General features: G+C 63.8%; 23 protein-coding genes. 14 read left to right on the plus strand and 9 right to left on the minus strand.

Going from position 1 to position 21,658, the window contains the following annotated elements:
- Window positions 1-83: 83 nt before the first annotated feature.
- A complete protein-coding gene (gene moaC / locus GCN75_RS21445) occupies window positions 84-590 on the minus strand; it encodes a cyclic pyranopterin monophosphate synthase MoaC (protein ID WP_152284210.1) in 507 nt (168 codons plus the stop codon).
- A 196-nt stretch (window positions 591-786) separates the two neighbouring features.
- On the opposite strand from moaC, the gene GCN75_RS21450 reads away from it, so the two are divergent.
- Window positions 787-2,376 carry a beta-barrel assembly-enhancing protease gene (locus GCN75_RS21450; RefSeq protein ID WP_152284211.1) on the plus strand — a complete coding sequence of 530 codons (1,590 nt, stop codon included), beginning with the start codon at window positions 787-789 and terminating at the stop codon, window positions 2,374-2,376.
- On the opposite strand, the gene GCN75_RS21455 is transcribed toward GCN75_RS21450, so the two are convergent.
- The 4 genes from GCN75_RS21455 to GCN75_RS21470 all read right to left on the minus strand — a co-directional run bounded on the left by GCN75_RS21455 (window position 2,373) and on the right by GCN75_RS21470 (window position 4,681).
- Window positions 2,373-2,969, minus strand: coding sequence for a DUF2946 family protein (locus GCN75_RS21455; protein WP_152284212.1), 597 nt, complete (start codon window positions 2,967-2,969; stop codon window positions 2,373-2,375). The two genes, GCN75_RS21450 and GCN75_RS21455, sit on opposite strands and share 4 nt — an antisense overlap.
- Entirely contained in the window at window positions 2,962-3,987 is a 1,026-nt protein-coding gene (locus GCN75_RS21460; RefSeq protein ID WP_152284213.1) for a YheT family hydrolase, read from the minus strand. The genes GCN75_RS21455 and GCN75_RS21460 overlap by 8 nt, the downstream gene beginning before the upstream one ends.
- Window positions 3,987-4,412, minus strand: a complete 426-nt coding sequence (locus GCN75_RS21465) for a YybH family protein (protein ID WP_152284214.1) — start codon at window positions 4,410-4,412, stop codon at window positions 3,987-3,989. The genes GCN75_RS21460 and GCN75_RS21465 overlap by 1 nt, the downstream gene beginning before the upstream one ends.
- A 74-nt stretch (window positions 4,413-4,486) precedes the next feature.
- Entirely contained in the window at window positions 4,487-4,681 is a 195-nt protein-coding gene (locus tag GCN75_RS21470; protein WP_034780619.1) for a zinc-finger domain-containing protein, read from the minus strand.
- Window positions 4,682-4,939: 258 nt separating this feature from the next.
- Here GCN75_RS21470 and GCN75_RS21475 point away from each other — a divergent pair, with 258 nt between their 5' ends.
- The 11 genes from GCN75_RS21475 (at window position 4,940) to GCN75_RS21525 (ending at window position 16,221) form a co-directional block, all read left to right on the plus strand.
- Entirely contained in the window at window positions 4,940-5,674 is a 735-nt protein-coding gene (locus GCN75_RS21475; RefSeq protein WP_152284215.1) for an AzlC family ABC transporter permease, read from the plus strand.
- Window positions 5,667-6,017 carry an AzlD domain-containing protein gene (locus GCN75_RS21480; RefSeq protein WP_152284216.1) on the plus strand — a complete coding sequence of 117 codons (351 nt, stop codon included), beginning with the start codon at window positions 5,667-5,669 and terminating at the stop codon, window positions 6,015-6,017. The genes GCN75_RS21475 and GCN75_RS21480 overlap by 8 nt, the downstream gene beginning before the upstream one ends.
- 77 nt (window positions 6,018-6,094) lie before the next feature.
- Window positions 6,095-7,306, plus strand: a complete 1,212-nt coding sequence (locus GCN75_RS21485; protein WP_152284217.1) for a phosphoglycerate kinase — start codon at window positions 6,095-6,097, stop codon at window positions 7,304-7,306.
- A gap of 111 nt (window positions 7,307-7,417) precedes the next feature.
- A complete protein-coding gene (gene pyk, locus GCN75_RS21490; RefSeq protein WP_131373442.1) occupies window positions 7,418-8,878 on the plus strand; it encodes a pyruvate kinase in 1,461 nt (486 codons plus the stop codon).
- An 85-nt stretch (window positions 8,879-8,963) separates the two neighbouring features.
- Window positions 8,964-10,028 carry a class II fructose-bisphosphate aldolase gene (gene fba / locus GCN75_RS21495; protein WP_010401625.1) on the plus strand — a complete coding sequence of 355 codons (1,065 nt, stop codon included), beginning with the start codon at window positions 8,964-8,966 and terminating at the stop codon, window positions 10,026-10,028.
- A 117-nt stretch (window positions 10,029-10,145) separates the two neighbouring features.
- Complete coding sequence (locus GCN75_RS21500; protein WP_152254956.1) at window positions 10,146-11,039, plus strand: phosphoribosylaminoimidazolesuccinocarboxamide synthase; 894 nt, start codon at window positions 10,146-10,148, stop codon at window positions 11,037-11,039.
- A gap of 1 nt (window position 11,040) precedes the next feature.
- Complete coding sequence (purE, locus tag GCN75_RS21505; protein WP_152284218.1) at window positions 11,041-11,538, plus strand: 5-(carboxyamino)imidazole ribonucleotide mutase; 498 nt, start codon at window positions 11,041-11,043, stop codon at window positions 11,536-11,538.
- Between the two features lie 15 nt (window positions 11,539-11,553).
- On the plus strand, window positions 11,554-12,750 hold the full coding sequence (locus GCN75_RS21510; protein ID WP_152284219.1) for a 5-(carboxyamino)imidazole ribonucleotide synthase: 1,197 nt from the start codon (window positions 11,554-11,556) through the stop codon (window positions 12,748-12,750).
- Window positions 12,747-13,781, plus strand: coding sequence for an L-threonylcarbamoyladenylate synthase (locus tag GCN75_RS21515; protein ID WP_152284220.1), 1,035 nt, complete (start codon window positions 12,747-12,749; stop codon window positions 13,779-13,781). Before GCN75_RS21510 ends, GCN75_RS21515 begins: the two co-directional genes overlap by 4 nt.
- Window positions 13,782-14,022: 241 nt before the next feature.
- Complete coding sequence (locus GCN75_RS21520) at window positions 14,023-15,435, plus strand: SGNH/GDSL hydrolase family protein (protein WP_152284221.1); 1,413 nt, start codon at window positions 14,023-14,025, stop codon at window positions 15,433-15,435.
- 99 nt (window positions 15,436-15,534) lie between these two features.
- A complete protein-coding gene (locus tag GCN75_RS21525; RefSeq protein ID WP_193317593.1) occupies window positions 15,535-16,221 on the plus strand; it encodes an OmpW/AlkL family protein in 687 nt (228 codons plus the stop codon).
- A gap of 43 nt (window positions 16,222-16,264) precedes the next feature.
- Here the strand turns inward: GCN75_RS21525 and GCN75_RS21530 are convergent, their stop codons facing one another.
- On the minus strand, window positions 16,265-16,771 hold the full coding sequence (locus GCN75_RS21530; protein ID WP_152284222.1) for a flavin reductase family protein: 507 nt from the start codon (window positions 16,769-16,771) through the stop codon (window positions 16,265-16,267).
- 176 nt (window positions 16,772-16,947) lie between these two features.
- On the opposite strand from GCN75_RS21530, the gene msrA reads away from it, so the two are divergent.
- On the plus strand, window positions 16,948-17,481 hold the full coding sequence (gene msrA / locus GCN75_RS21535; RefSeq protein WP_152284223.1) for a peptide-methionine (S)-S-oxide reductase MsrA: 534 nt from the start codon (window positions 16,948-16,950) through the stop codon (window positions 17,479-17,481).
- A gap of 16 nt (window positions 17,482-17,497) precedes the next feature.
- Here the strand turns inward: msrA and GCN75_RS21540 are convergent, their stop codons facing one another.
- Complete coding sequence (locus tag GCN75_RS21540) at window positions 17,498-18,733, minus strand: SAM-dependent methyltransferase (RefSeq protein ID WP_152284224.1); 1,236 nt, start codon at window positions 18,731-18,733, stop codon at window positions 17,498-17,500.
- A 126-nt stretch (window positions 18,734-18,859) separates the two neighbouring features.
- Window positions 18,860-20,080, minus strand: coding sequence for a pyridoxamine 5'-phosphate oxidase (pdxH, locus tag GCN75_RS21545; protein ID WP_152284225.1), 1,221 nt, complete (start codon window positions 20,078-20,080; stop codon window positions 18,860-18,862).
- A 112-nt stretch (window positions 20,081-20,192) separates the two neighbouring features.
- Here pdxH and GCN75_RS21550 point away from each other — a divergent pair, with 112 nt between their 5' ends.
- On the plus strand, window positions 20,193-21,068 hold the full coding sequence (locus tag GCN75_RS21550) for a tRNA threonylcarbamoyladenosine dehydratase (RefSeq protein ID WP_226941509.1): 876 nt from the start codon (window positions 20,193-20,195) through the stop codon (window positions 21,066-21,068).
- Here the strand turns inward: GCN75_RS21550 and thpR are convergent.
- Window positions 21,065-21,592 (minus strand): RNA 2',3'-cyclic phosphodiesterase, encoded by a 528-nt coding sequence (gene thpR / locus GCN75_RS21555; protein ID WP_152284226.1) that lies wholly within the window; start codon window positions 21,590-21,592, stop codon window positions 21,065-21,067. The two genes, GCN75_RS21550 and thpR, sit on opposite strands and share 4 nt — an antisense overlap.
- Window positions 21,593-21,658 lie beyond the last annotated feature (66 nt).

Raw genomic sequence — 21,658 nt, forward strand, 5'->3', positions numbered from 1 at the left:
GCCTAGTGAGGGATCTCCCGTCACTAGGGAGGGCCGACGATGCCAGTGTTCAGGGAGGCGATCAGGTCAGGTGCCTGACTCGATTAGACCGTCGCCGTCCAATCGCCCGATTTGCCGCCATGCTTTTCCAGCACGCGCACATTCGTCATGACCATGCCCCGGTCGACGGCCTTGCACATGTCGTAGATGGTCAGCAAACCGATCTGCACGGACGTGAGCGCTTCCATTTCCACGCCCGTCTTGCCCGTGGTGTCGACCTGGGCGCGGCAGTGCACGCTGTTGGCCGCGGCGTCCACTTCGAAGTCGACGGTGACGCGCGTGAGGGCCAGCGGGTGGCACAGGGGAATCAGGTCGCTGGTGCGCTTGGCGCCCATGATGGCGGCGATGCGGGCGATGCCCAGCACGTCGCCTTTCTTGGCGTTGCCGGAAATAATCAATGCCAGGGTGGCGGGCTGCATGCGGATGGTGCCGGCGGCCACGGCGCTGCGGCGCGTGTCTTCCTTGCTGCCCACGTCGACCATATGGGCCTGGCCCGTGGCGTCGAAATGGGTCAGTTCCCCGGCGGGGGCTTGCTTGTCTGCTGTTGTCATGGCGTCAAAATAGGTGAGAAGTGGGGGCGCGGCGCGCCGTGCCACCGCGTCATGCCACTGGCATGGCGCATGCTTGTTGCGTGGGAATGGGCGCTGCGAACAAGGTATGATAGCACCCGTGAATTCAAAAACTACCCTTCCGATCGTACTTGAAAACGCCCGTGCGGCATTGCTGCGCAGCCCCTGGCGCGTGTCCGTGCTCGCGGCCCTCTGCCTGGCTGCGCCATGCGCGCCGGCACAAACCTATACGTCCGCGCCGGCGGCGCCAGCTGCAGGCGCGGCAGCCAAGCCGGCAGGCAACTGGACACCGCTGGCCGTGCCGCCGGCGCCGAACCTGCCCAACCTGGGCGATACCTCGCGCGAAGACCTGTCGCCGGCGATGGAGCGCAAGATCGGCGAGGAAGTCATGCGGGGCATCCGCGGCGACCGCGACTACCTCGACGACGCGCCCCTGCTCGAATACCTGAATACCTTCGGCAACGCCCTCGTGGCGGCGCGCCCCAGCGTGCGCGGCGAAACGAATTACGATTATTTCTTTTTTGCCGTGCGCGACCCGCAATTGAACGCGTTTGCCTTGCCTGGCGGCTTCATCGGTGTCCACTCGGCCCTGGTGCTGGCGGCGCAAACGGAGGCGGAACTGGCTTCCGTGCTGTCGCACGAGATCGGCCACGTGGCGCAGCGCCATATCGCGCGCATGCTGGGCCAGCAGCGCCAGGATGCCCTGATGCCGCTGGCAGCCATGCTGCTGGCGGCGCTGGCTTCGCGCGCGGGCGGCGACGTGGCCCTGGGCGTGTTTGCCGCCGGCCAGGGGCTGGCCATCCAGCGCCAGCTCAATTTCGGCCGCGATGCCGAACGCGAGGCGGACCGCATCGGTTTCCAGATCATGGGCGAGGCCGGTTTCGATACCACCGGCATGGTGGCCTTCTTCGGCCGCATGCAGGCGGCCAGCCGTTCGTACAGCGACCTGATGCCCGCCTATCTGCAGACGCACCCGCTGACGACGGAACGTATCGCCGACATCCAGGCGCGCATCCGCGAGCAGCCGTACAAGCAGCGCCCGGACAGCCTGAGTTTCCACCTGGCCCGCGCGCGTGCCCGCGTGCTGCAGGATGAGAGCATGCAAGGCTTGTTGAATGCCAAGGCCGTGTTCAAGACGCAGCTGGAACAGCAAAGCCGCTTTCAGGTGACGGCCGCCCATTACGGCTTGTCTTTCGTTGCCGTCAAGCAGGGTAAGCCCGCCGAGGCGCAAAAGGAACTCGATGCGGCCAATGCCGCCCTGCACCAGCCTGCCGGACCGAATGTGTTTACCTCGGGCGGCACGCAGGGCCCCAATTCGCTGCTGGCGGCGATGGGGCTGGAAGTGTTGTTGATGCCGGTGCAAAAGAAGGAAGTGGCGCAGCAGGCGCTGAAGGCGGCCGATGCGGCGCGCCAGCAATTCCCCCTGTCGCGCGGCATTGCCCACCAGTATGCGGAAGCGCTGATGGCAGCCGGCAAACTGGAGCAATCGACCTTGTACTTGCGCGACCAGGTGCAGCTGTACAAGGAAGAGCCGGAACTGTATGACTTGCTGGCGAAAGCGTATGCGGACCAGGGCAAGATGACCTTGCAGCACATGGCGCTGGCCGAATCCTACGTGCTGCAGGGCGCCACGATGGCCGCGCTGGACCAGCTGACGATCGCCCGCAAGTCGACGGACGCGACTTTCTATGACCAGGCCGTGATCGATGCGCGTGAGCGGGAATTGCAGGAAAAACGCCGCGAACAGCTCAAGGACCAGAAGGGCTAGCCCTTCTCCGCTTGCGGCGCGCGCTGGAAGCCGAAGGTGCGCGGCACGGCATCGTAGCTCAGGGGCTGCACGGCAATCTCCTTGCCGTTATGCAATAACACCAAGTTTCCCTGGCCATTTTCCAGCCAGGCCAGCAGCGCGTCGTCGCTCAGGGCCTGGCCGTCCAGGCGCAGCGCCGGCAGCACCTGCGCCATGTCGCGGTCGTCGACTTGCGCGACGATGTCGCCCTCGCGCAAGATCAGCGCGCCGTTGTCGCACAAATACGCTTGTGCGATCTGTTCCAGCGGCGCGCCCGTCTGCAGCACGAAGCCGTGCTGCGGGTCGCTGCGCGCGATGTACGGCGTCGCTTCCAGGTTCAGGTAGACGCGTTGCGGGCCATTCTGGAAAAACCAGCAGCCCCGTTCGTCATGGTCGTAATTGCGGTTGATAAAGTTCAGCAGGGCTACGTGGGCGATCTTGTCTCCGGGCAGTTTTTGCTGTTGCGCATGCTGGTCGCGCATGCGCCAGTTGCCGCGCGCGTCCAGGCCCAGCCAGCCGTAGCAGTGGGGCACGTTCGGCCATTTGGCCAGGGCCTGTTTGACGAGTTCATCCATGTGTAGCGTTTTCCGTGTGAGTGCGCGCATCGCCAGCGTGACAGCTTTGCGGCGCCGGTGGCGCCGTGTTGCCGCCTTCAAAAAAATGAATCAGGCGCTGCGGCAGCCAGCGTGTGCTTCCCGGCAACTTGCCCGCGGCAAAGCCGACGTGGCCGCCGTGGCGCGGATACTCGAGCGTGACCCTGGGCGCGGCGCTGCGGGGCAGGAAGCGTCCGGGCAGGAAAGGATCATTTTGCGCATTCAGCACCAGGGTGGGCACGGTGATATCCGGCAAGACGTGCTTGGCGCTGGCGCGGTGCCAGTAATCGTCGGCGTCGCGGTAGCCGTGCAGGGGCGCCGTGACGACATTGTCGAAGGCGTGCAAATCGCGCGCGGCCAGCATGGCGTCGCGCGCGAACAGGCCGGGAAACTGTTCCAGCTTGGCCAGGCATTTGGGCTTGAGCGTGTTCAGGAACATGCGCGTATAGAGCCGGTTGGCGCCGGAAGACAGGGCTTTGCCCCCCTGCGCCAGGTCCAGCGGGGCCGACACGGCTGCGGCCGCATCGATGAAATCGGCCTGGTGCTGCGACTGGCCCAGCCAGCACAGCAGGGCGTTGCCGCCCAGCGACACGCCGGCCGCGTAAAACTTGCCCGTCGCGCGCGGGCGCAGGCGCTGCACGATCCAGTCCACTTCCTGTGCATCGCCCGAATGGTAGAAGCGGGGCGCCAGGTTGGCTTCGCCCGAGCACCCGCGAAAATGCGGCACGGCGCCCGACCAGCCGCGCGCGGCCACCTCGGCCATCAGGGCGCGCGCGTAGTGGCTGTTGGACGAGCCTTCCAGGCCGTGGAACAGCACCACGAAGGGCTGGCCCGGCTGGCCGTCGACCAGGTCGACGTCGACGAAATCGCCATCGGGCGCTTGCCAGCGTTCGCGGCGGAAGGCCACGGCCGGCTTGGCGAGGCACACGGCGGGATAAATCGTCTGCGCATGGCCGCCAGGCAGCCAGAGCGGGGCGGTGTAGGAAAGAGATAAAGCCATCAGTGCAGGATCTGCGCTCCCGTGGCGTCGGCCGGCGCGCCACCGGGGGCGATGGAGGCGTGGTGCAGCACGATGCGCCAGCCGCGCGGCGTTTTCACATACACGTTCGTGGCCAGCAGGTGGGCGGGAGCGCCATCTTCATTGGTGACGCCTTCGATCACCGTGTGTACCGAACTCATCAAATTGTGCGTTTCATGCAGCTGGGCCGGCACGATATGCAGGCCGCCGCCCGCCAAGATGGTTTCCCACGAAGCGCGGATGGCGGCATGGCCGATCAGGCGGGCGCCGCCCGGGTGGATGCAGACGATCTCTTCATCGTCGGCCCAGAGCGCCATCAGCGCTTCGAGGTCGGCGCGGTGCAAGGCATCGTAGAAGGCCGCCTCGATTTCCGCGGCGCTGCCATTGAGTTCTTTCAGACGTTTCATGACGACTCCGGCTTGAGCGGTACAGCTAGCTGTGTAAATGAAAACGGCGCGCCGGAGGCGCGCCGCTGGGCAGTTTAATGATGGCCGGCGCTGGCGCCTTCCTTCAGGGTGTAGGCCGTGCCGCAGTACGGGCACTTGGCGATACCGTCCTTGTTGAATTCCAGGAAGACACGCGGATGCGACGACCACAGCGGCATGGCCGGGTTAGGGCAGTGGGCTGGCAGGTCTTTACTGTCGAGTTCGACCGCTGGCTGGGTGGTTTTTGTCATCTTGTCATGCTCCGTGAGGCTGTATGGAAGGAAGTCGGCTGCTGCCAAAAGCACGATTTTAACGGATTCAGGCAGACAGCAAAAATCATGGCTAAAATGGCGGCTCGACCCTCTTCGGCTGCGGCGCGTTTTTTTGCGAAAATATGGCGCCTGCAGCGCCACACTGACTGGATTTGCCTTGCCGGTATCGCCGTTGTCGCCCTTGTCGCCACGCACCATTGTTGTGCAGTTACCACACTCAGCCAGCCGGAGCGCCGCATGAACGCCATCGCGGCCGCCCGCGATGACGCCCTGCTGAAAGACGCCTGGCGCGCGGGATTGAAACTGGGCGCACCCAGCCTGCTGGGCATTGCCGCCTGGGGCATGGTGGTGGGCGTGGCCATGGTGAAAAGCGGCCTGACGGTGGCGCAGGCAGGGGCGATGACCCTGTTTGTCTTTGCCGGTTCGGCCCAGCTCGCTTCGCTGCCTCTGCTGGCGGCGCACGCGCCCGTGTGGGTGATCTTTGCCACGGCCCTCGTCGTCAATTTGCGTTTTGTTATCTTTTCCGTGCTGCTGGCCCCCCATTTCGCCCATCTGCCGTGGCGCCAGCGCTTTGCGCTCGGTTATGTGTCTGGCGATATCACGGTGGGCCTGTTCCTGCAGCGCTATCCCCATGAAACGCCGGACCCGGCCAAGCTGCCCTTCCTCAAGGGCCTGATCTACCCCAACTGGATGGCCTGGCAAATCGGTTCCTTCATCGGCATCGTGCTGGGTGCCGTCGTGCCGGCCGAATGGGGACTGGGTTTTGCCGGCACCCTGGCGATCCTGTGCGTGACCGTGCCCCTGATCCTCAGCCGCGCAGCCCTGTGCGGCGTGCTGGTGGCGGGGACGGTGGCCGTGCTGGCGTATGGCTTGCCATACAAGCTGGGCTTGCTGGTGGCGGTGCTGGTGGGCATGGTCAGCGCCATGGCCGTGGAAGAATTGACAGAAAAATGGACAAAACGCCATGTTTGACGGTATCGACTGGGGCAGGACCGACGTATGGATCGCCATCGCCGTGCTGACGGTGGCCACGGCCGCCACGCGCAGCACGTTCTGGCTGATCGGCCATCACATCACCATTCCGCGCCGCGTGGGCGAGATGCTGCGCTATGCGCCGGCGTGCGCGCTGGCGGCCATCATCGCGCCCGACATGCTGATGGAGGGGCAGCAGGTGCACTTCGAATTATCTAATTTGAAACTCTTGTCGGGTATTGCCGCCACGATCTTTTTTGTGATTCGGCGCAATATGCTGCAAACCATCGTGTTTGGCATGCTGGTTTTCACGGGCTTGCGACTGTTGCACGTTTTTCAGTAAAGCAGGACAAATCGGCGATTTGCTCTGGTCATTGCGGTAAAATAGCGCACTTCCTTCCACTCGTCATCTGGATCGCCATGTCAGCTGTTCTCAACTTCATCCGTCTGCAAGATTTGATCGCCCAAAATGCACTGCAAGGCAAGCGCGTGTTTATCCGCGCCGACCTGAACGTCCCGCAAGATGACAGTGGCAAGATTACCGAAGACACGCGCATCCGCGCCTCGGTGCCGGCCATCCGCGCCGCCCTCGACGCTGGCGCTGCCGTCATGGTGACGTCGCACCTGGGCCGTCCGACGGAAGGCGAATTCAAGCCGGCCGACAGCCTGGCGCCCGTGGCGGCACGCCTGTCCGAGCTGCTGGGCCAGGAAGTGGCACTGAAACAAAACTGGATCGATGGCGCCGGCCTGGACAATCTGGCTGCCGGCCAGGTCGTCTTGCTGGAAAACGTGCGCGTGAACAAGGGCGAAAAGAAAAACAGCGATGAGCTGGCGCAAAAAATGGCCAAATTGTGCGATATCTACGTCAATGACGCGTTTGGCACGGCCCACCGCGCCGAAGCGTCCACGCACGGCATCGCCAAGTTTGCCCCCGTCGCCTGCGCCGGCCCGCTGCTGGCCGCCGAACTGGACGCGCTGGGCAAGGCCTTGCACGCGCCGGCCCGCCCATTGCTGGCCATCGTTGCTGGTTCGAAAGTATCGAGCAAGCTGACCATCTTGAAAGCCCTGTCCGACAAGGTCGATAACCTGATCGTCGGCGGCGGCATCGCCAACACCTTCATGAAAGCCGTTGGCTTGAACGTGGGCAAGTCGCTGGTGGAAGCGGAACTCGTCGAGGAAGCAAAAGCCATCATCGAGATCATGGCCAAGCGCGGCGCGCAAGTGCCGATTCCTGTCGATGTCGTGTGCGCCAAGGAGTTTTCGCCCACGGCCGCCGCCACCGTCAAGGACGTGGCCGACGTGGCCGACGATGACATGATCCTCGATATCGGCCCGAAAACGGCCGCCCTGCTGGCGCAGCAGATCGCCGCCGCCGGCACCATCGTGTGGAACGGCCCCGTGGGCGTGTTCGAATTCGACCAGTTCGGCAACGGCACCAAGACCCTGGCGCTGGCCATTGCTGAATCGAAAGCCTTTTCGATTGCCGGCGGTGGCGACACCCTGGCGGCAATTGCCAAATACGACATTACCGATCAAATCAGCTATATCTCGACGGGCGGCGGCGCTTTCCTGGAGTTCCTGGAAGGCAAGACTTTGCCCGCCGTGGAAATTCTCATGCAACGTGCTGGCTGATACAGCCTGACTGTAGTGCAATACCAAGCGCAGCCTGACCGCTGCGCTTTTACCTTGCCGGATGCCTGATCAACCGGCCTTGCTCACCTTCGCTCGCGCACAAGGATTCCTATGCCACGCGGTACAAAAATCGTAGCAACAATCGGCCCCGCCTCCACTGACCTCGATATCCTGGTCAAGATGATACGGGCGGGCGTCGACGTGGTGCGTTTGAATTTTTCCCACGGCAAGGCGCAAGACCATATCGACCGCGCGGCGCTGGTACGCCTGGCTGCGCTCGAGTGCGGCCGCGAAGTGGCCATCATGGCCGACATGCAGGGGCCGAAGATTCGCGTCGGCAAGTTTGAAAATTCCCGCATCCAGCTCGAGGCGGGCGACAAGTTCATCCTCGACGCCAAGTGGGGCGAGAACGGCGAACTGGGCAACCAGGAAAGAGTCGGCCTCGACTACAAGGCCCTGCCGCGCGACCTGCACAAGCACGACGTGCTGCTGCTCAACGATGGCCTCATCGTGCTGATCGTCGAGCGCATCCACGGCAGCGAGATCCACACCACCGTGAAAATCGGCGGCGAGTTGTCGAACAACAAGGGCATCAACCGCCAGGGCGGCGGCTTGTCCGCGCCTGCGCTGACGGCCAAGGATATGGAAGATATCAAGACGGCCATGAGTTTCCAGGCCGACTATCTGGCGATTTCCTTCCCGAAATGCGCGACCGACATGGAAATGGCGCGCCAGCTGGCCAATATCGCGGGCGAACCGTACCACCACAAGCCGATGATGATCGCCAAGATCGAGCGGGCGGAAGCCATTCCTGCCCTGCAGGAAATCCTCGACGCGTCCGACGGCATCATGGTGGCGCGCGGCGACCTGGCGGTCGAGGTGGGCAATGCGGCCGTGCCGGCCTTGCAAAAGCGCATGATCAAGATGGCGCGCGCGTCAAATAAACTGGCGATCACGGCCACGCAGATGATGGAATCGATGATCGTCAACGCCGTGCCGACCCGTGCCGAAGTATCGGACGTGGCCAACGCCGTGCTGGACGGCACCGACGCCGTCATGACGTCGGCCGAGACGGCGTCGGGCAAGTACCCGATCGAAACGGTGGAAATGATGGCCGCCATCTGCGTCGAGGCGGAACAGTCCGAATACAACAAGCTGGACGCCGATTTCCTCAACGTCACGTTCACCCGCATCGACCAGTCGATCGCCTACGGCGCCCTGTTTACGGCCCACCATTTGCGCGTGAAAGCCATCGTGGCCCTGACGGAGTCCGGCTCCACCGCTTTGTGGATGAGCCGCCACAGCATCGACACGCCGATCTACGCGCTCACGCCCAGCGTGACGACTTTGCGCAAAGCCGCGCTGTACCGCAATGTTCGGGCGTATCATCTGATGCAGAACGCCCCCAGCGCGCAGGTGCTGAAACAGGCGGAAGACTTGCTGGTGGAGCAGGGCATCGTCCGGAAGGGCGACATGATCGTCGTCACCTGGGGCGAGCCCATGGGCCAGGTGGGCGGCACGAACGCCCTGAAGATTGTCAAGGTGGGCGACCTTGAATCAGTGCTGATCTGATGTAAAGAATTCAGGCGCCGGCGCGGCCATCCGCCACGAGCCGCGCAGCGCCGCAACGGTTTCTATTGTTATCTGGAGTATTACCATGTCTCTCGTATCCATGCGTCAACTGCTGGACCATGCCGCCGAAAACGGTTATGGCATTCCTGCTTTCAACGTCAATAACCTGGAGCAAGTGCAAGCCATCATGGCCGCCGCCGATGCCCTGAACTCGCCGGTGATCATGCAGGCGTCCGCTGGCGCGCGCAAGTACGCCGGTGAAGCGTTCCTGCGCCACCTGATCGACGCCGCCGTCGAAGCGTACCCGCACATTCCCGTCGTCATGCACCAGGACCACGGCCAGTCGCCGGCCGTCTGCATGGCCGCCATCCGCTCGGGTTTTACTTCCGTGATGATGGACGGTTCGCTGGAAGCGGACGGCAAGTCGGTGGCTTCCTACGAATACAACGTGGAAGTGTCGCGTGAAGTGGTGAAATTCTCGCACGCCATCGGCGTGACGGTGGAAGCGGAACTGGGCGTGCTCGGTTCGCTGGAAACCATGAAGGGCGACAAGGAAGACGGCCATGGCGCCGACGGCACCATGACCCGCGAACAACTGTTGACGGACGTGGCGCAAGCGGCCGACTTCGTGCAGCGCACGCAGTGCGACGCCCTGGCCATCGCCATCGGCACCTCGCACGGCGCCTACAAATTCACGCGCAAGCCAACGGGCGACATCCTGGCCATCGACCGCATCAAGGAAATCCACGCGCGCATCCCGAACACCCATCTGGTGATGCACGGTTCGTCGTCGGTGCCGCAGGAATTGCTGGCCATCATCCGTGAATTCGGCGGCGACATGAAGGAAACCTATGGCGTGCCCGTCGAGGAAATCCAGGAAGGCATCCGTCACGGCGTGCGCAAGATCAACATCGACACGGACATCCGCCTGGCGATGACGGCCGCGATCCGCAAGTACCTGTTCGAGAACCCGTCGAAATTCGACCCGCGCGACTTCCTGAAGCCAGCGCGCACCGCTGCCGAGCAGATCGTGCGCGCCCGCATGCAGGCGTTCGGCTGCGAAGGCCAGGCGTCGAAAATCAAGGTCATCACGATGGAAAAAATGGCCGAGCGCTACAAGGCCGGCGAGCTGTCGCAAATTGTGAAGTAAAATTCTGTCTGGAACGGGCAGCAGGCATCCGCAGACAGCGTATCCCTGCGCCCGATTTTCTCGACCGGCGGGCACCCCCTGCCTGCCGGTTTCGTTTCATCCAACTATTCCCCCGCTATGAACAGCCTCTATCAGACTTCCATCCACTCCCTGCCATTGCTGGGCCACGGCAAGGTCCGCGACAATTACGCCGTTGGCGACGACAAGATCCTGATCGTCACCACGGACCGCCTGTCGGCCTTCGATGTCGTCATGAACGAGCCTATCCCCGGCAAGGGCAAGGTCCTCAACCAGATGAGCGACTTCTGGTTCGAGAAACTGGGCCATATCGTGCCGAACCACCTGACCGGCGTGGCGCCGGAATCCGTGGTGGCGCCCGAGGAAGTGGAACAAGTGCAAGGCCGCGCCGTCGTGGCCAAGCGTCTGAAACCCATCATGGTCGAGGCGGTCGTGCGCGGCTACATCATCGGTTCGGGCTGGAAAGACTACCAGGATACGGGCAGCATCTGCGGCATCGCGCTGCCAGCGGGCCTGCAACAGGCGGAAAAACTGCCGGAACCGATCTTCACCCCGGCAGCCAAGGCCGAGCTGGGCGAGCATGACGAAAACATCAGCTTTGCTGAAATGGAAGAACGCATCGGTGCCGACCTGGCCGCCAAGATGCGCGACGTGGCCATCGCCCTGTACAAGACGGCCGCCGAATACGCGGCCACGCGCGGCATCATCATCGCCGACACCAAATTCGAATTCGGCCTGGACGACAATGGCGTCATGCACCTGATGGATGAAGTGCTGACGGCCGACTCGTCGCGCTTCTGGCCTGCGGATTCGTACCGGCCTGGCATCTCGCCGCCATCGTTCGACAAGCAATTCGTGCGCGACTACCTGGAAACGCTGACCTGGGGCAAGACCGCACCGGCGCCTGCGCTGCCGGCCGACGTCATCGAAAAAACCCAGGCCAAGTACTTTGAAGCCATCGAACGCCTGACGGGCGAGAAGCTGAAGGCCTGAGATGAGCGAGCACAATAAGCCGCTGGTCGGCGTCATCATGGGCTCGTCCTCGGACTGGGACGTGATGCAGAATGCAGTGGCCATCCTGAAACAGTTTGGCGTGCCGTACGAAGCGCAAGTCATTTCCGCGCACCGCATGCCCGACGAGATGTATGCCTACGCGAAAAGCGCGCGCGCGCGCGGCTTGCGCGCCATCATCGCCGGCGCCGGCGGCGCCGCCCACCTGCCTGGCATGGTGGCGGCGATGACCATCGTGCCCGTGCTGGGCGTGCCCGTGCCGTCGAAATACCTGCGCGGCGAAGACTCCATGCTGTCCATCCTGCAAATGCCCAAGGGCGTGCCGGTGGCCACCTTCGCCATCGGCGAAGCGGGCGCCGCGAATGCGGCGCTGACGGCCGTGGCAATGCTTGCCGCCAACGACGATGCCCTGGCCGACCAGCTGGAAGCCTTCCGCGCCACGCAAACGGCCGCCGCCAAGGCCATGGTCTTGCCTGACTAATGTGTTTGAAAAATAATGAATAGTAAATCGACTTCCCCATTGCTGCCTGCCGCCAACCCACCGGCGTGGCTGGGCGTGATGGGCGGCGGCCAGCTCGGCCGCATGTTTGCCCAGGCCGCCCAGAGCATGGGCTATCAGGTGGCCGTCCTGGAACCGTCGGACGCCTGCCCTGCGGGGCAGGTGGCGCAGCGCCTGGTCAATGCCGGCTACGATGATGCGGCCGGCCTGGACGCGCTGGCCGCGCAATGTCTGGCCGTCACCACGGAATTTGAGAACGTGCCGGCCGACAGCCTGTCGCGCCTGGCCAAGCACGTGTTCGTGGCGCCCGACGCGCACGGCGTATCGGTGGCGCAGGACCGCATCGCGGAAAAGCGTTTCTTTGTCGACTGCGCCCCGAAATCGGGCGTGCTGCCGGCGCCGCACATGGTCATCGCCACGCAGGACGACATCGATGCCATCGGCGACGACTTGCTGCCCGGCATACTGAAAACCGTGCGCATGGGCTATGACGGCAAGGGCCAGTTCCGCGTGCGCACGCGCGACGACGTGCGTGCCGCGTTTGCGGAAATGGGCGAGGTGACTTGCTTGTTGGAAAAAATGCTGCCGCTGGCCTATGAAGTGTCCGTGCTGACGGCGCGCGGCGTGGACGGCCAGTCGGTCGTGTACCCGATCGCCGAGAACGTGCACCGCGACGGCGTGCTGTTTACCACCACGGTGCCGGGCCCGAACGTGTCGGACGATTGCGCCGCCAGGGCGCAGCGGGCGGCGCAAGCCATGGTCGCCGAACTGGGTTATGTCGGCGTGCTGTGCATCGAATTCTTCGTGCTGGAAGACGGCAGCCTGGTGGTCAATGAAATGGCGCCCCGTCCCCACAACAGCGGCCACTACACGATGGATGCCTGCGTCACCAGCCAGTTCGCGCAGCAGGTACGCGCCATGGCGCGCTTGCCGCTGGGTGACGTGCGCCAGCATTCGCCGGCCGTCATGCTTAACATCCTGGGCGACGCCTGGTTTGCCGGCGACAGCGATGTGGCCATCGAACCGGCGTGGGACCATATCCTGGCGCTGCCGGGCGCCTGCCTGCACCTGTATGGCAAGGACGATCCGCGCCGCGGCCGCAAGATGGGCCATCTGACCCTGGTGGCGTCCACCCTGGCGCAAGCGCAGCAGCGCCTGCGCGATGCTTGCCTGATCCTGGGAATCGCGCCGTGAGCGTGCCCGCACAAGACCTGGACCAGGCCGCCATCGCGGCCGCGGCCGCCGTGCTGGAAGCGGGCGGCCTCGTCGCGTTTCCGACGGAAACGGTGTACGGCCTGGGCGCCGATGCGGAAAACCCCGCCGCCGTGGCGCGCATCTACGAAGCCAAGGGCCGGCCATCGGACCACCCCGTGATCGTGCACGTGGCGCCCGGTACCGACTTGGCACACTGGTCCGACGATATCCCGCCCGAAGCGCAGCAGCTGGTAGCCGCCTTCTGGCCCGGTCCGCTGACCCTGATCGTCAAGCGCGCCGCGCACATTCCCGACGCCGTGTCCGGCGGCCAGGATACGGTGGGGCTGCGCTGCCCGTCGCATCCGGTGGCTATCGCATTGCTACGCACTTTCAAGGGCGGCAAGGGCGGCCTGGCGGCGCCGTCGGCGAACAAGTTCGGCAATGTCAGCCCCACCACGGCGCAGCACGTGCGCGACGAGTTCGCGGCGGAATTGGACAGCGGCTTGCTGGGCCAGGTCCTTGACGGCGGGCAGAGCGACGTGGGCATCGAATCGACCATCGTCGACCTGTCGCGCCTGGCCACGCACGGTCCCGTGCTGCTGCGTCCCGGCCATATCAGCAGCGAGCAGATTGCCGCCGTCATCGGCCGCGCACCGGCCGTGGCGGACGCGGCCGCGCCGCGCGCCTCGGGCACCCTGGAATCGCATTACGCGCCACACACGCCTGTTGCGATGCAGCACAGCGACGACGTGCGCGCCACCTTGAACCGCCTGCTCAATGACGGCCGCCGCGTGGCCCTGATCCACTACTCGGATCTGCCGCCGGCCAGCGCCAGCGTGCGCCTGGCCGCCAGCCCGGAAAACTACGCACACGCGCTGTACGCCTCGCTGCGCACGATGGACCAGGTCGGCGCCGAGCTGATACTTGTCGAAGCACCGCCCACCGGCCCCGCATGGCTGGGCGTGAATGACCGTTTGCGGCGTGCCGCGTTCGGCTCAAGTGGTATCTTGCAGCAATTTCTATCCGCATAAAAAGAGCCCCGCAAGGGGCTTTTTCTTGATGCAGCGCAATAGAGATGCTTGCCACGAAACATCTTAAATCCTCCATAATTCATGCGATCGCCCTGTCGCGGCAGGGTGCTGGCAGTGTTGTTATTTCGTTGATTTTTAAAACATATTTTCTATACAAGCCTGAGGAACGATGGCATATTAGTTGGGTAGCGAATAGCACGCCCGTTCGTTTAGAAACCAGAAAAAAGACCGAGGAGACAAAATGCATCAAACAAAATTCGCGCTGGCCGTGCTGGCTGCGGCTGTCCTGGCAGGTTGCGGTGGCGCCAGCGGCGGCGATCAAGCCTTGAAAGTCAAATACACGGCGCAGGTGTCGTTCGGCGACAGCCTGTCCGATGTCGGTTCGTATGCGGTCGCAGGCGTGGCGGCGAGCGGTGGCGGCAAATTCACCATCAATGGCGACAATACCAAGATCAATCCTGAACTGACGGGCAAGAACTGGACCGAGCACCTGGCCGCGCAATTCGGCTTGCCGGCGCCATGCGCTGCAGAAACGGGCCTGGAAGGCAGCATTCCCACCCTGCAGGCCCCGCGCGTCAAGCATGCCGGCTGCTTCGGCTACGCCATGGGCGGCTCGCGCGTCACCAACCCCGTCGGTCCGAATAACAAGTTGACGGGCAGTGCGCTGGGCGCCCTGACCGTGCCCGTGGTGACGCAGATTGCGAACCACCTGGCCGTTTCCGGCGGCAAGTTCAGCGGCACGGAAGCCGTCTTCGTGATGGCCGGCGGTAACGACGTGCTGTTCCTGCTGGGCGACTTGCAAGCGAAGGCCACCGCTGCTGGCCAGGCGGCTGGCGCGGCTGCCGGTGCCGATGCTGGCGCGAAAGCCTTTGCCTCCAATCTGGTTGCTGCCCTGGCAGCGCGCGCCGCCAACCCTGCCACGGCGGCGCAAGCCATCGGCGCGGCCGTGGCGGCCGCCGCTGCAGCGCCTGGCGCCACGTCAGCATCGATCGTGGGCGCTGCCGTGACCGCTGCCGCCACCGCCGGCGATACGGCGATCGCTTCGCCAGCCGTGTATGGCCCGCTGGTGACCAAGGCGCAAGCCGATGCGACGGTCACCGGCAACGCCGCCGGTGCCGCTGCCGGCGCCAAGGCCGGTGCCGACTACGCCGCGGCGAATGGTCCTGCACTGGTTGGTGCCATGAAACAGGCTGGCACCGAGCTGGTGGCACTGGTCAAGGACCAGATCATTGCCAAGGGCGCCAACTATGTGGTGGTCAACAACCTGCCTGACGTGGCCGGTACGCCATCGGGCTTGAGCAAGGATGCCAATACCAAGGCGCTCATCAATGCCATGGTCAGCGCCTTCAACGGAGAGCTGAGCGGAGGCTTGAACGGCAACGCGAAAGTCTTGCTGGTCGACGTGTTTGCCGTCAGCCATGACCAGGGCACCAACCCAGGCCCATATGGTTTGACCAATGTCAGCGAGACGGCGTGCGACCTGACGCCAGCGAAGAATTTCCTGGGCAGCTCGCTGGTGTGCAATGGCACGAACCTGAAAGCGGGCGACGTCAGCCACTACGCGTATGCCGACGATGTGCACCCTACGCCGTTCAACAACCTGTTGCTGGCCCGCTATGTGGCCAAGGACATGGTCGTGCGGGGCTGGCTGTAAGGGAGGGCCGCGCCAGCTGCATCCCCGCGATGTGGCTGGCGCTGGCAGCGACAAGACTGGATAGCGGGGCTATCCGCACATAATGAATCAGGAGACAAGATGAAGAATCGTTTGAATACCGCTGTACGCGTGCTGGCCGCGGCCGCCGCGATGGCCATGGCGACGGGCGCTTCGGCGCAAAGCGCAGGCACCTGGATGGCCAAGGTCGGCCTCAACAAGATCACGCCGCATGTGGACAGCGGCGACATTTCCGCGCCGGCCCTGCCAGGCACGAAAGCGGACGTCAAGGCGGATACCAAGCCCATCCTGACCTTTGCCTACATGATCACGGATAATATTTCCGCTGAAATGATCCTGGGCGTGCCGTACAAGCATGACCTGATCGGCGACGGATCGATCAAGGGCACGGGCAAGCTGGGGACGGCGGAAGCCTTGCCGCCGACGGCCTTCATCCAGTATCGTTTCTTCCAGCCAACGACGAAGATCCGTCCTTACGTGGGCGCGGGCCTCACGTATGCCTATTTCCAGAAGGAAAAAGGCTCGGGCCAGATGACGGCCTTGCTGGATCCGGGTGGATCGCCCGTCACCTACCGCCTGGACAACAAGCTGGCAGGCAGCCTGGTGGTCGGCAGCACCCTGGCCATCAACGAGCGCTGGTTTGCCGATGTGGCCGTGGTCAAGACGTTCCTGAAAACCAAGGCGAAATTCTCGACGGGGCAGACGCAGGACATCAAGCTCGACCCGCTCGCCGTGAGTGTCAGCATCGGGTATAACTTTACCCTGTAATGCAAAAAAATCCGCCTCGGCGGATTTTTTTTCGTCTCGCCCATCAGGCTAGCGGTGTATTGAACTTCCCATTGTGGAAGATCAAGGGCGGTTGCGCGGCAAACGCGCATTGTTCCACTTCGCCCACGAAAATGACGTGGTCGCCTTCGGGATAGCGGCTGCGGTTGTGGCATTCGAACCAGGCCGATGCGCCTTTCAGGATGGGCTGGCCCGTGCGCGACAGCTCGTATTCCACGTCGTCGAACGGATTCGGGGTGCGGCGCGAAAAACGCTGCGCCAGTTCCGCCTGGTCGGCGCCCAGCACATTGATCACGTAATGCGAGTTGCCGCTGAAAATCGGCATGCTGTTGGCCACGGAGCCCAGGCTCCACAGCACCAGGGGCGGCGACAGCGAAACGGAATTGAAGGAACTGGCCGTCAAGCCGCGGAAACTGCCATCGGCCAGGCGCGTGGTAATGACCGTCACGCCGGTGGCAAACTGCGACAGTGCTTGGCGGAAATGCGTCGTATCGAATTCTTGCGCTGGCGCGCGGGGAGAGCGTGTGTTCATGGGTGACCTGTCTATTTGCTGACATTATGCCAAAAATCGGGCGCGCCAGCGCAATCGTGGCCCGCATGCCTCTATGTGCGGTGCGCCACGCGCCGTTTCAAGCGGCGCTGCAGGCCGTGGCGCTTTGCGTTACAGTGGTGAAATGATAAGTCGCGGTGGCGTTGCGGGAGGACATCATGAATCAACAAACGGAAGTGGCGGTACTGGGCGGTGGCTGTTTCTGGTGCCTGGCTGCCGTGTACGGGGAAGTGCGGGGCGTGGCGCGCGTCGAGTCCGGCTACGCGGGGGGCGGCGTGCCCGATCCCACATATGAACAGGTGTGCGCGGGCGACACGGGCCACGCGGAAGTGGTGCGCCTGGAATTCGATCCCGCCGTCATCAGCTACCACGACTTGCTGGAAATCTTTTTTACGCTGCACGATCCCACCACCTTGAACCGGCAAGGCAACGATGTCGGCACGCAGTACCGCTCCGTCATCTATTACCAGTCGGCCGAGCAGGAAAAGGTGGCGCGCAAGGTGCTCGCCGAGATGGCTGGCGTGTGGGATGCGCCCCTCGTCACGCAGCTGGCGCCGGCGCCCGCCTTTTACAAGGCCGAGCAATACCACCAGAATTATGTCGAGCAGCACCCCTTGCAGGGTTACTGCGCGCTGGTCGTCGCGCCCAAGGTGGAGAAATTCCGCGCCATGTATGCGGGGCGCCTGAAGTGAGCGCCCCGCGCGCCTGTCAGCTGGCGAGCACGGGCGCCGGGCTGGTGTCCTGCGCATACATGTAGTTGCGCGACCAGGGCAGGGTGGAGGAGCGCCGGCCCGCCTTCACGCAGACGATCTGGTACAGGCTGATCAAATCCTGTTCGAAGGCATAGGCGCAGCCGGCCAGGTAGACGTGCCAGATGCGGAAGCGCCGTTCGCCCGCCAACGGGCGGATCTGCTCGGCATGGGCTTCGAAATTCTCCGTCCACAGGGCGCAGGTGCGCGCATAGTGGCGCCGCAGGTTTTCCACATCGAGCACTTCCAGCCCGCCTTGCTGCATGGTCTTGAGCACATTGCCGATGTGCGCCAGCTCGCCGTGCGGAAACACATATTTTTCGATGAATTCGCCGCCGCCATACGGCGTTTCGCCATTGTCCGGATCCGTGGAGGTGATGCCGTGGTTCATTGCCATGCCGTCCGGCGCCAGCAGCTTGTTGATGATGCTGAAATACTCGGGAAAATGCTTGAGGCCCACGTGCTCGAACATGCCCACGCTGGTGATGCGGTCGAACTGGCCCGTCACGTCGCGGTAGTCTTGCAGGCGGATGTCGATCAGGTGGGCGAGGCCGGCCGCCGCCACGCGCTCGCGCGCCAGCGCGTACTGGTTTTCCGACAGGGTCACGCCCACGCAGCGGGCGCCATATTGCTGTGCCGCACGAATGACGAGCGCGCCCCAGCCACAGCCGATGTCGAGCAGGGTCTGGCCCGGCTGCAGCTGGATCTTCTTCAGGATGTGGTCGATCTTCTTGACCTGCGCCTGCGCCAGGGTTTCATCGCCGTGTTCGAAATAGGCGCAGGAATACACGAGGGCGGGGTCGAGAAACTGCTCATAAAAGGCATTCGACACGTCGTAGTGGTAGCGGATGGCTTCCGCATCCTTGCTCTTGTCGTGCGTAAAGCTGCGCACGATGCGGGCCAGCTTGCCTTCCGGTTTCAAGGTATTGCGCGCCAGCGCATTGCAGATGGAAATCATGTCCATCGCCGTGCCCTTCACCTCGATATTGCCTTCCACATAGGCCGAGCCCAGATTGGCCAGCGAGGGATTGAGCAAGTAGCGGGCCGAGGCGGCTGTCGGCAGGCGGATGGTGACGCGCGGCGTTTCGCTGGACAGGTCGACATGCTGGCCGTTCCACAATTCTATGCGCAGCGGCAAGGCGGTCTTACTGCGGATGCCGGCGATCCAGGACTTGAGTTGGTTTTGTACAAACAAGATGGCCTCCAACGAAGCGGCCGCTGTTGCGGCCGCAAATTGAGAAACAATGTTATTTAGTAACTTCTACCCTCATAGCCTACACCTATATTGAACAGCTTGCTTTGCGCCGCCTTCACGGCGCGCTTACGGTTGCAAGCGCTGCATGCTCCATTGCCCGTCAGCACCGCGCGTAAACACGATACGGTCGTGGAAGCGCGAGCGGCGGCCTTGCCAGAATTCGATGCGTTCCGGCTGCAGGCGGTAGCCGCCCCAGTGGGCGGGGCGGGGCGGCTGGGCATCGCCGAGGGCGGCGGCCACGGCTTCGTAATTGCTTTCCAGCGCGGCGCGGCTGGCGATCGGTGTACTTTGCTGCGAGGCAATCGCCGACAAGCGGCTTTGCAGGGGGCGCACATTGAAATACTCGTCGCTCTCGGCTGCCGTGGTTTTCACCACCGTACCTTCGATGCGCACTTGCCGCTCCAGCTCGCGCCAGAAGAACAGCAGGGCCGCGTGCGGGTTGTGCTCCAGCTGCTGGCCCTTGTCGCTGTTGTAATTCGTGTACCAGGTGAAACCCCGTTCGTCGAACTGCTTGATCAGCACGATGCGCGAGCTGGGCTTGCCGTCGGGACTGACGGTGGACAGGCTCATGGCGTTCGGCTCGCTGACCTGGGACTTGAGCGCCTCGTCGAACCACTTTTCAAATTGCGCAATCGGGTCGCGCTGCACGTCTTCCTCGGATAACAGCCTTTGCACATAGTCGATGCGCATGGCGGCCAGGGTGGCTGCGTCGTGCACGGGCACGGCGGACGCTGCTGGGGCGGCGGTTTCTTCCGGCGCGATGCCGCGGCGGCGCTGCATGGCCGTGCCCAGCTGCTCCATCTGCTGTGCGCTGAACAGGCGCTTGGCCATGGGCGCCAGCTGGCTCTCTTCCTTGGCCATGTGGGCCTGGTAGGCGGCGACATAGTCGCGCACGCCGTCGGCAGACAGCTGCGTGCCCGTGCCGGCGGCAATGGCGTCCAGTTCCGGGCGCAGGGTCAGCCAGGCCTGGTCCATGCGCTGGTGGTCGGCCAGGATCTCCGGCACCAGGGTGGCCAGCAGGGCCGCATCTTCGCCCGTGGCCGTGGCTTGCAGCATGGGCATCAGATCCTGCTCTTCATCGTCATGGTGCAGATGGGCGGCTTTATTGAAGTATTGCAACACCGCCCTGGCTGCCTGCTGCGCGTCCGCCGTGTTGCCGTGCTGTGCCAGATGGCCCAGCAGGTTTTGCAGGGTCGTCAGTTGCTTGCGGATCTTGTCGTGGCAATGCTTGAGCACGGCGATGGGCTGGTCAAAGCCGGGAACGGAGTCGAACAGGGGTGAGGTCATGGCGAGTTCTCGTGGTGGGCGGTGTGGGGGCGCGGCGACATTGTGGCTTGTCGCTGTGTCAATCCGGCTATTTTAGAATATCCGCCAGCGCAGTGTCCGTTAAAATGGCGCCATGCATACCTCCACCAATGAACTAATTTCCATGGACTTGACCGAGATCGATTTTGAACGGCGCTTCGGCGGCATTGCCCGCCTGTACGGCGCGCCCGCGCTGGCACGCTTCCGCGCTGCCCATGTGTGTGTGATCGGCGTGGGCGGCGTCGGTTCCTGGATCGTCGAAGCGCTGGCGCGCAGCGCCGTCGGCCGCCTGACCTTGATCGACCTCGACAATGTTGCAGAATCGAACATCAACCGCCAGATCCAGGCCATGAGCGACACCATCGGCAAGGCCAAGATCACGGCCCTGGCCGAACGCATCGAGCTGATCAACCCGTTTTGCCAGGTCACGCAGATCGAAGATTTCATTACCCCCGATAACCTGGAGCAATTGCTGGGCGGGCGCGATTTCGACTATCTGGTCGACGCCATCGACAATGCCAAGGCCAAGGCCGCCGTGATCGCGTATTGCCGCGCGCGCAATGTGCCCATGCTGACCATCGGCAGCGCGGGCGGGCAGACGGACCCGACCCTGATCGCCGTGCGCGACCTGTCGAAGACGGAACAGGAACCGCTGCTCAAGCGGGTACGAAAACTGTTGCGCACGGAATATGGTTTCCCCCGTGGCGTGAAAAACAAATTCAATGTCGACGCCGTGTTTTCCATGGAGCCGTTGAGCACGCCCGAGAGCGCCGAAGCGTGCGCCATCGACGGCAGCGCGCCCGCCGGTGTGACGGGCCTGAACTGCGCCGGCTTCGGCTCCAGCGTGGTGGTGACGGCCAGCTTCGGCATGGTGGCGGCCGCGCATGCACTGAAAAGCTTGCGCCAGGATCAGCTTGCCGCAGCGCCAATACCCGCGCCAGTACCCGCGCCAGTGCCGGACGCCGCCTAAGCCAGTTGCCGGCTGGCCAGGATGCGGTAGTCGCCGCTGCTTTTCAGCGATTCCACCAGCACCAGTTCCCTGGCCTGCCAGGCGATGGGCGCGAAGTCCTGGCTGGCCGGCGGCGGCGCCTGGCGCGCCAAGGTCACGTGCGGCGTGAAACGGTCGTGCTCGAAGCGGGGCGCCAGCGCCTGCTGCGCCAGGGCGCGCATGCAGGCCGCGCGCAAGTCCAGCAGGGCAGGCGATGGCTGCGCCAGGGCTGCCCAGGCCAGCGCCAGCTTCGTGAAGTGGCTGGCGTGATCGAACAGCAGGGGCATGGCGCGCGCCGGCATCTGCGCCAGGATAGCGAGCAGGGCCGGCAAGTCGCTGGCCGGGCGCTGTCCCAGGAAAGCCAGGGTCAGGTGCAGTTTTTCCGGGCGCACGGGCTGGCCTTGCAATTGCGTCTGCCAGGCCGCCAGCGCCGCGCGCGTGGCGTCGTCGGGCCAGAGGGCGTAAAACAGGCGGGGAGTGTGTGTATCGGGCGACAAGTTTTTCATATCGTTGCGGCGGTTTGCTATTATTGGCGTTCCCTGCCGGTTCGCTGGCGCAGGGATCTCACCGAA

Source organism: Janthinobacterium violaceinigrum, from assembly GCF_009208555.1.
GTDB lineage: Bacteria > Pseudomonadota > Gammaproteobacteria > Burkholderiales > Burkholderiaceae_D > Janthinobacterium > Janthinobacterium violaceinigrum.

Coding starts and splice junctions, on each gene's coding strand:
- GCN75_RS21455 (WP_152284212.1), bottom strand. CDS start 2,969: ATGGATGAACTCGTCAAACAGGCCCTGGCCAAATGGCCGAACGTGCCC.
- GCN75_RS21460 (WP_152284213.1), bottom strand. CDS start 3,987: ATGGCTTTATCTCTTTCCTACACCGCCCCGCTCTGGCTGCCTGGCGGC.
- pdxH (WP_152284225.1), bottom strand. CDS start 20,080: ATGACCTCACCCCTGTTCGACTCCGTTCCCGGCTTTGACCAGCCCATC.
- GCN75_RS21485 (WP_152284217.1), top strand. CDS start 6,095: ATGTCAGCTGTTCTCAACTTCATCCGTCTGCAAGATTTGATCGCCCAA.
- GCN75_RS21520 (WP_152284221.1), top strand. CDS start 14,023: ATGCATCAAACAAAATTCGCGCTGGCCGTGCTGGCTGCGGCTGTCCTG.
- GCN75_RS21510 (WP_152284219.1), top strand. CDS start 11,554: ATGAATAGTAAATCGACTTCCCCATTGCTGCCTGCCGCCAACCCACCG.
- purE (WP_152284218.1), top strand. CDS start 11,041: ATGAGCGAGCACAATAAGCCGCTGGTCGGCGTCATCATGGGCTCGTCC.
- GCN75_RS21475 (WP_152284215.1), top strand. CDS start 4,940: ATGAACGCCATCGCGGCCGCCCGCGATGACGCCCTGCTGAAAGACGCC.
- GCN75_RS21470 (WP_034780619.1), bottom strand. CDS start 4,681: ATGACAAAAACCACCCAGCCAGCGGTCGAACTCGACAGTAAAGACCTG.
- GCN75_RS21500 (WP_152254956.1), top strand. CDS start 10,146: ATGAACAGCCTCTATCAGACTTCCATCCACTCCCTGCCATTGCTGGGC.
- GCN75_RS21525 (WP_193317593.1), top strand. CDS start 15,535: ATGAAGAATCGTTTGAATACCGCTGTACGCGTGCTGGCCGCGGCCGCC.
- GCN75_RS21465 (WP_152284214.1), bottom strand. CDS start 4,412: ATGAAACGTCTGAAAGAACTCAATGGCAGCGCCGCGGAAATCGAGGCG.
- pyk (WP_131373442.1), top strand. CDS start 7,418: ATGCCACGCGGTACAAAAATCGTAGCAACAATCGGCCCCGCCTCCACT.
- msrA (WP_152284223.1), top strand. CDS start 16,948: ATGAATCAACAAACGGAAGTGGCGGTACTGGGCGGTGGCTGTTTCTGG.
- GCN75_RS21550 (WP_226941509.1), top strand. CDS start 20,193: ATGCATACCTCCACCAATGAACTAATTTCCATGGACTTGACCGAGATC.
- fba (WP_010401625.1), top strand. CDS start 8,964: ATGTCTCTCGTATCCATGCGTCAACTGCTGGACCATGCCGCCGAAAAC.
- GCN75_RS21530 (WP_152284222.1), bottom strand. CDS start 16,771: ATGAACACACGCTCTCCCCGCGCGCCAGCGCAAGAATTCGATACGACG.
- thpR (WP_152284226.1), bottom strand. CDS start 21,592: ATGAAAAACTTGTCGCCCGATACACACACTCCCCGCCTGTTTTACGCC.
- GCN75_RS21480 (WP_152284216.1), top strand. CDS start 5,667: ATGTTTGACGGTATCGACTGGGGCAGGACCGACGTATGGATCGCCATC.
- moaC (WP_152284210.1), bottom strand. CDS start 590: ATGACAACAGCAGACAAGCAAGCCCCCGCCGGGGAACTGACCCATTTC.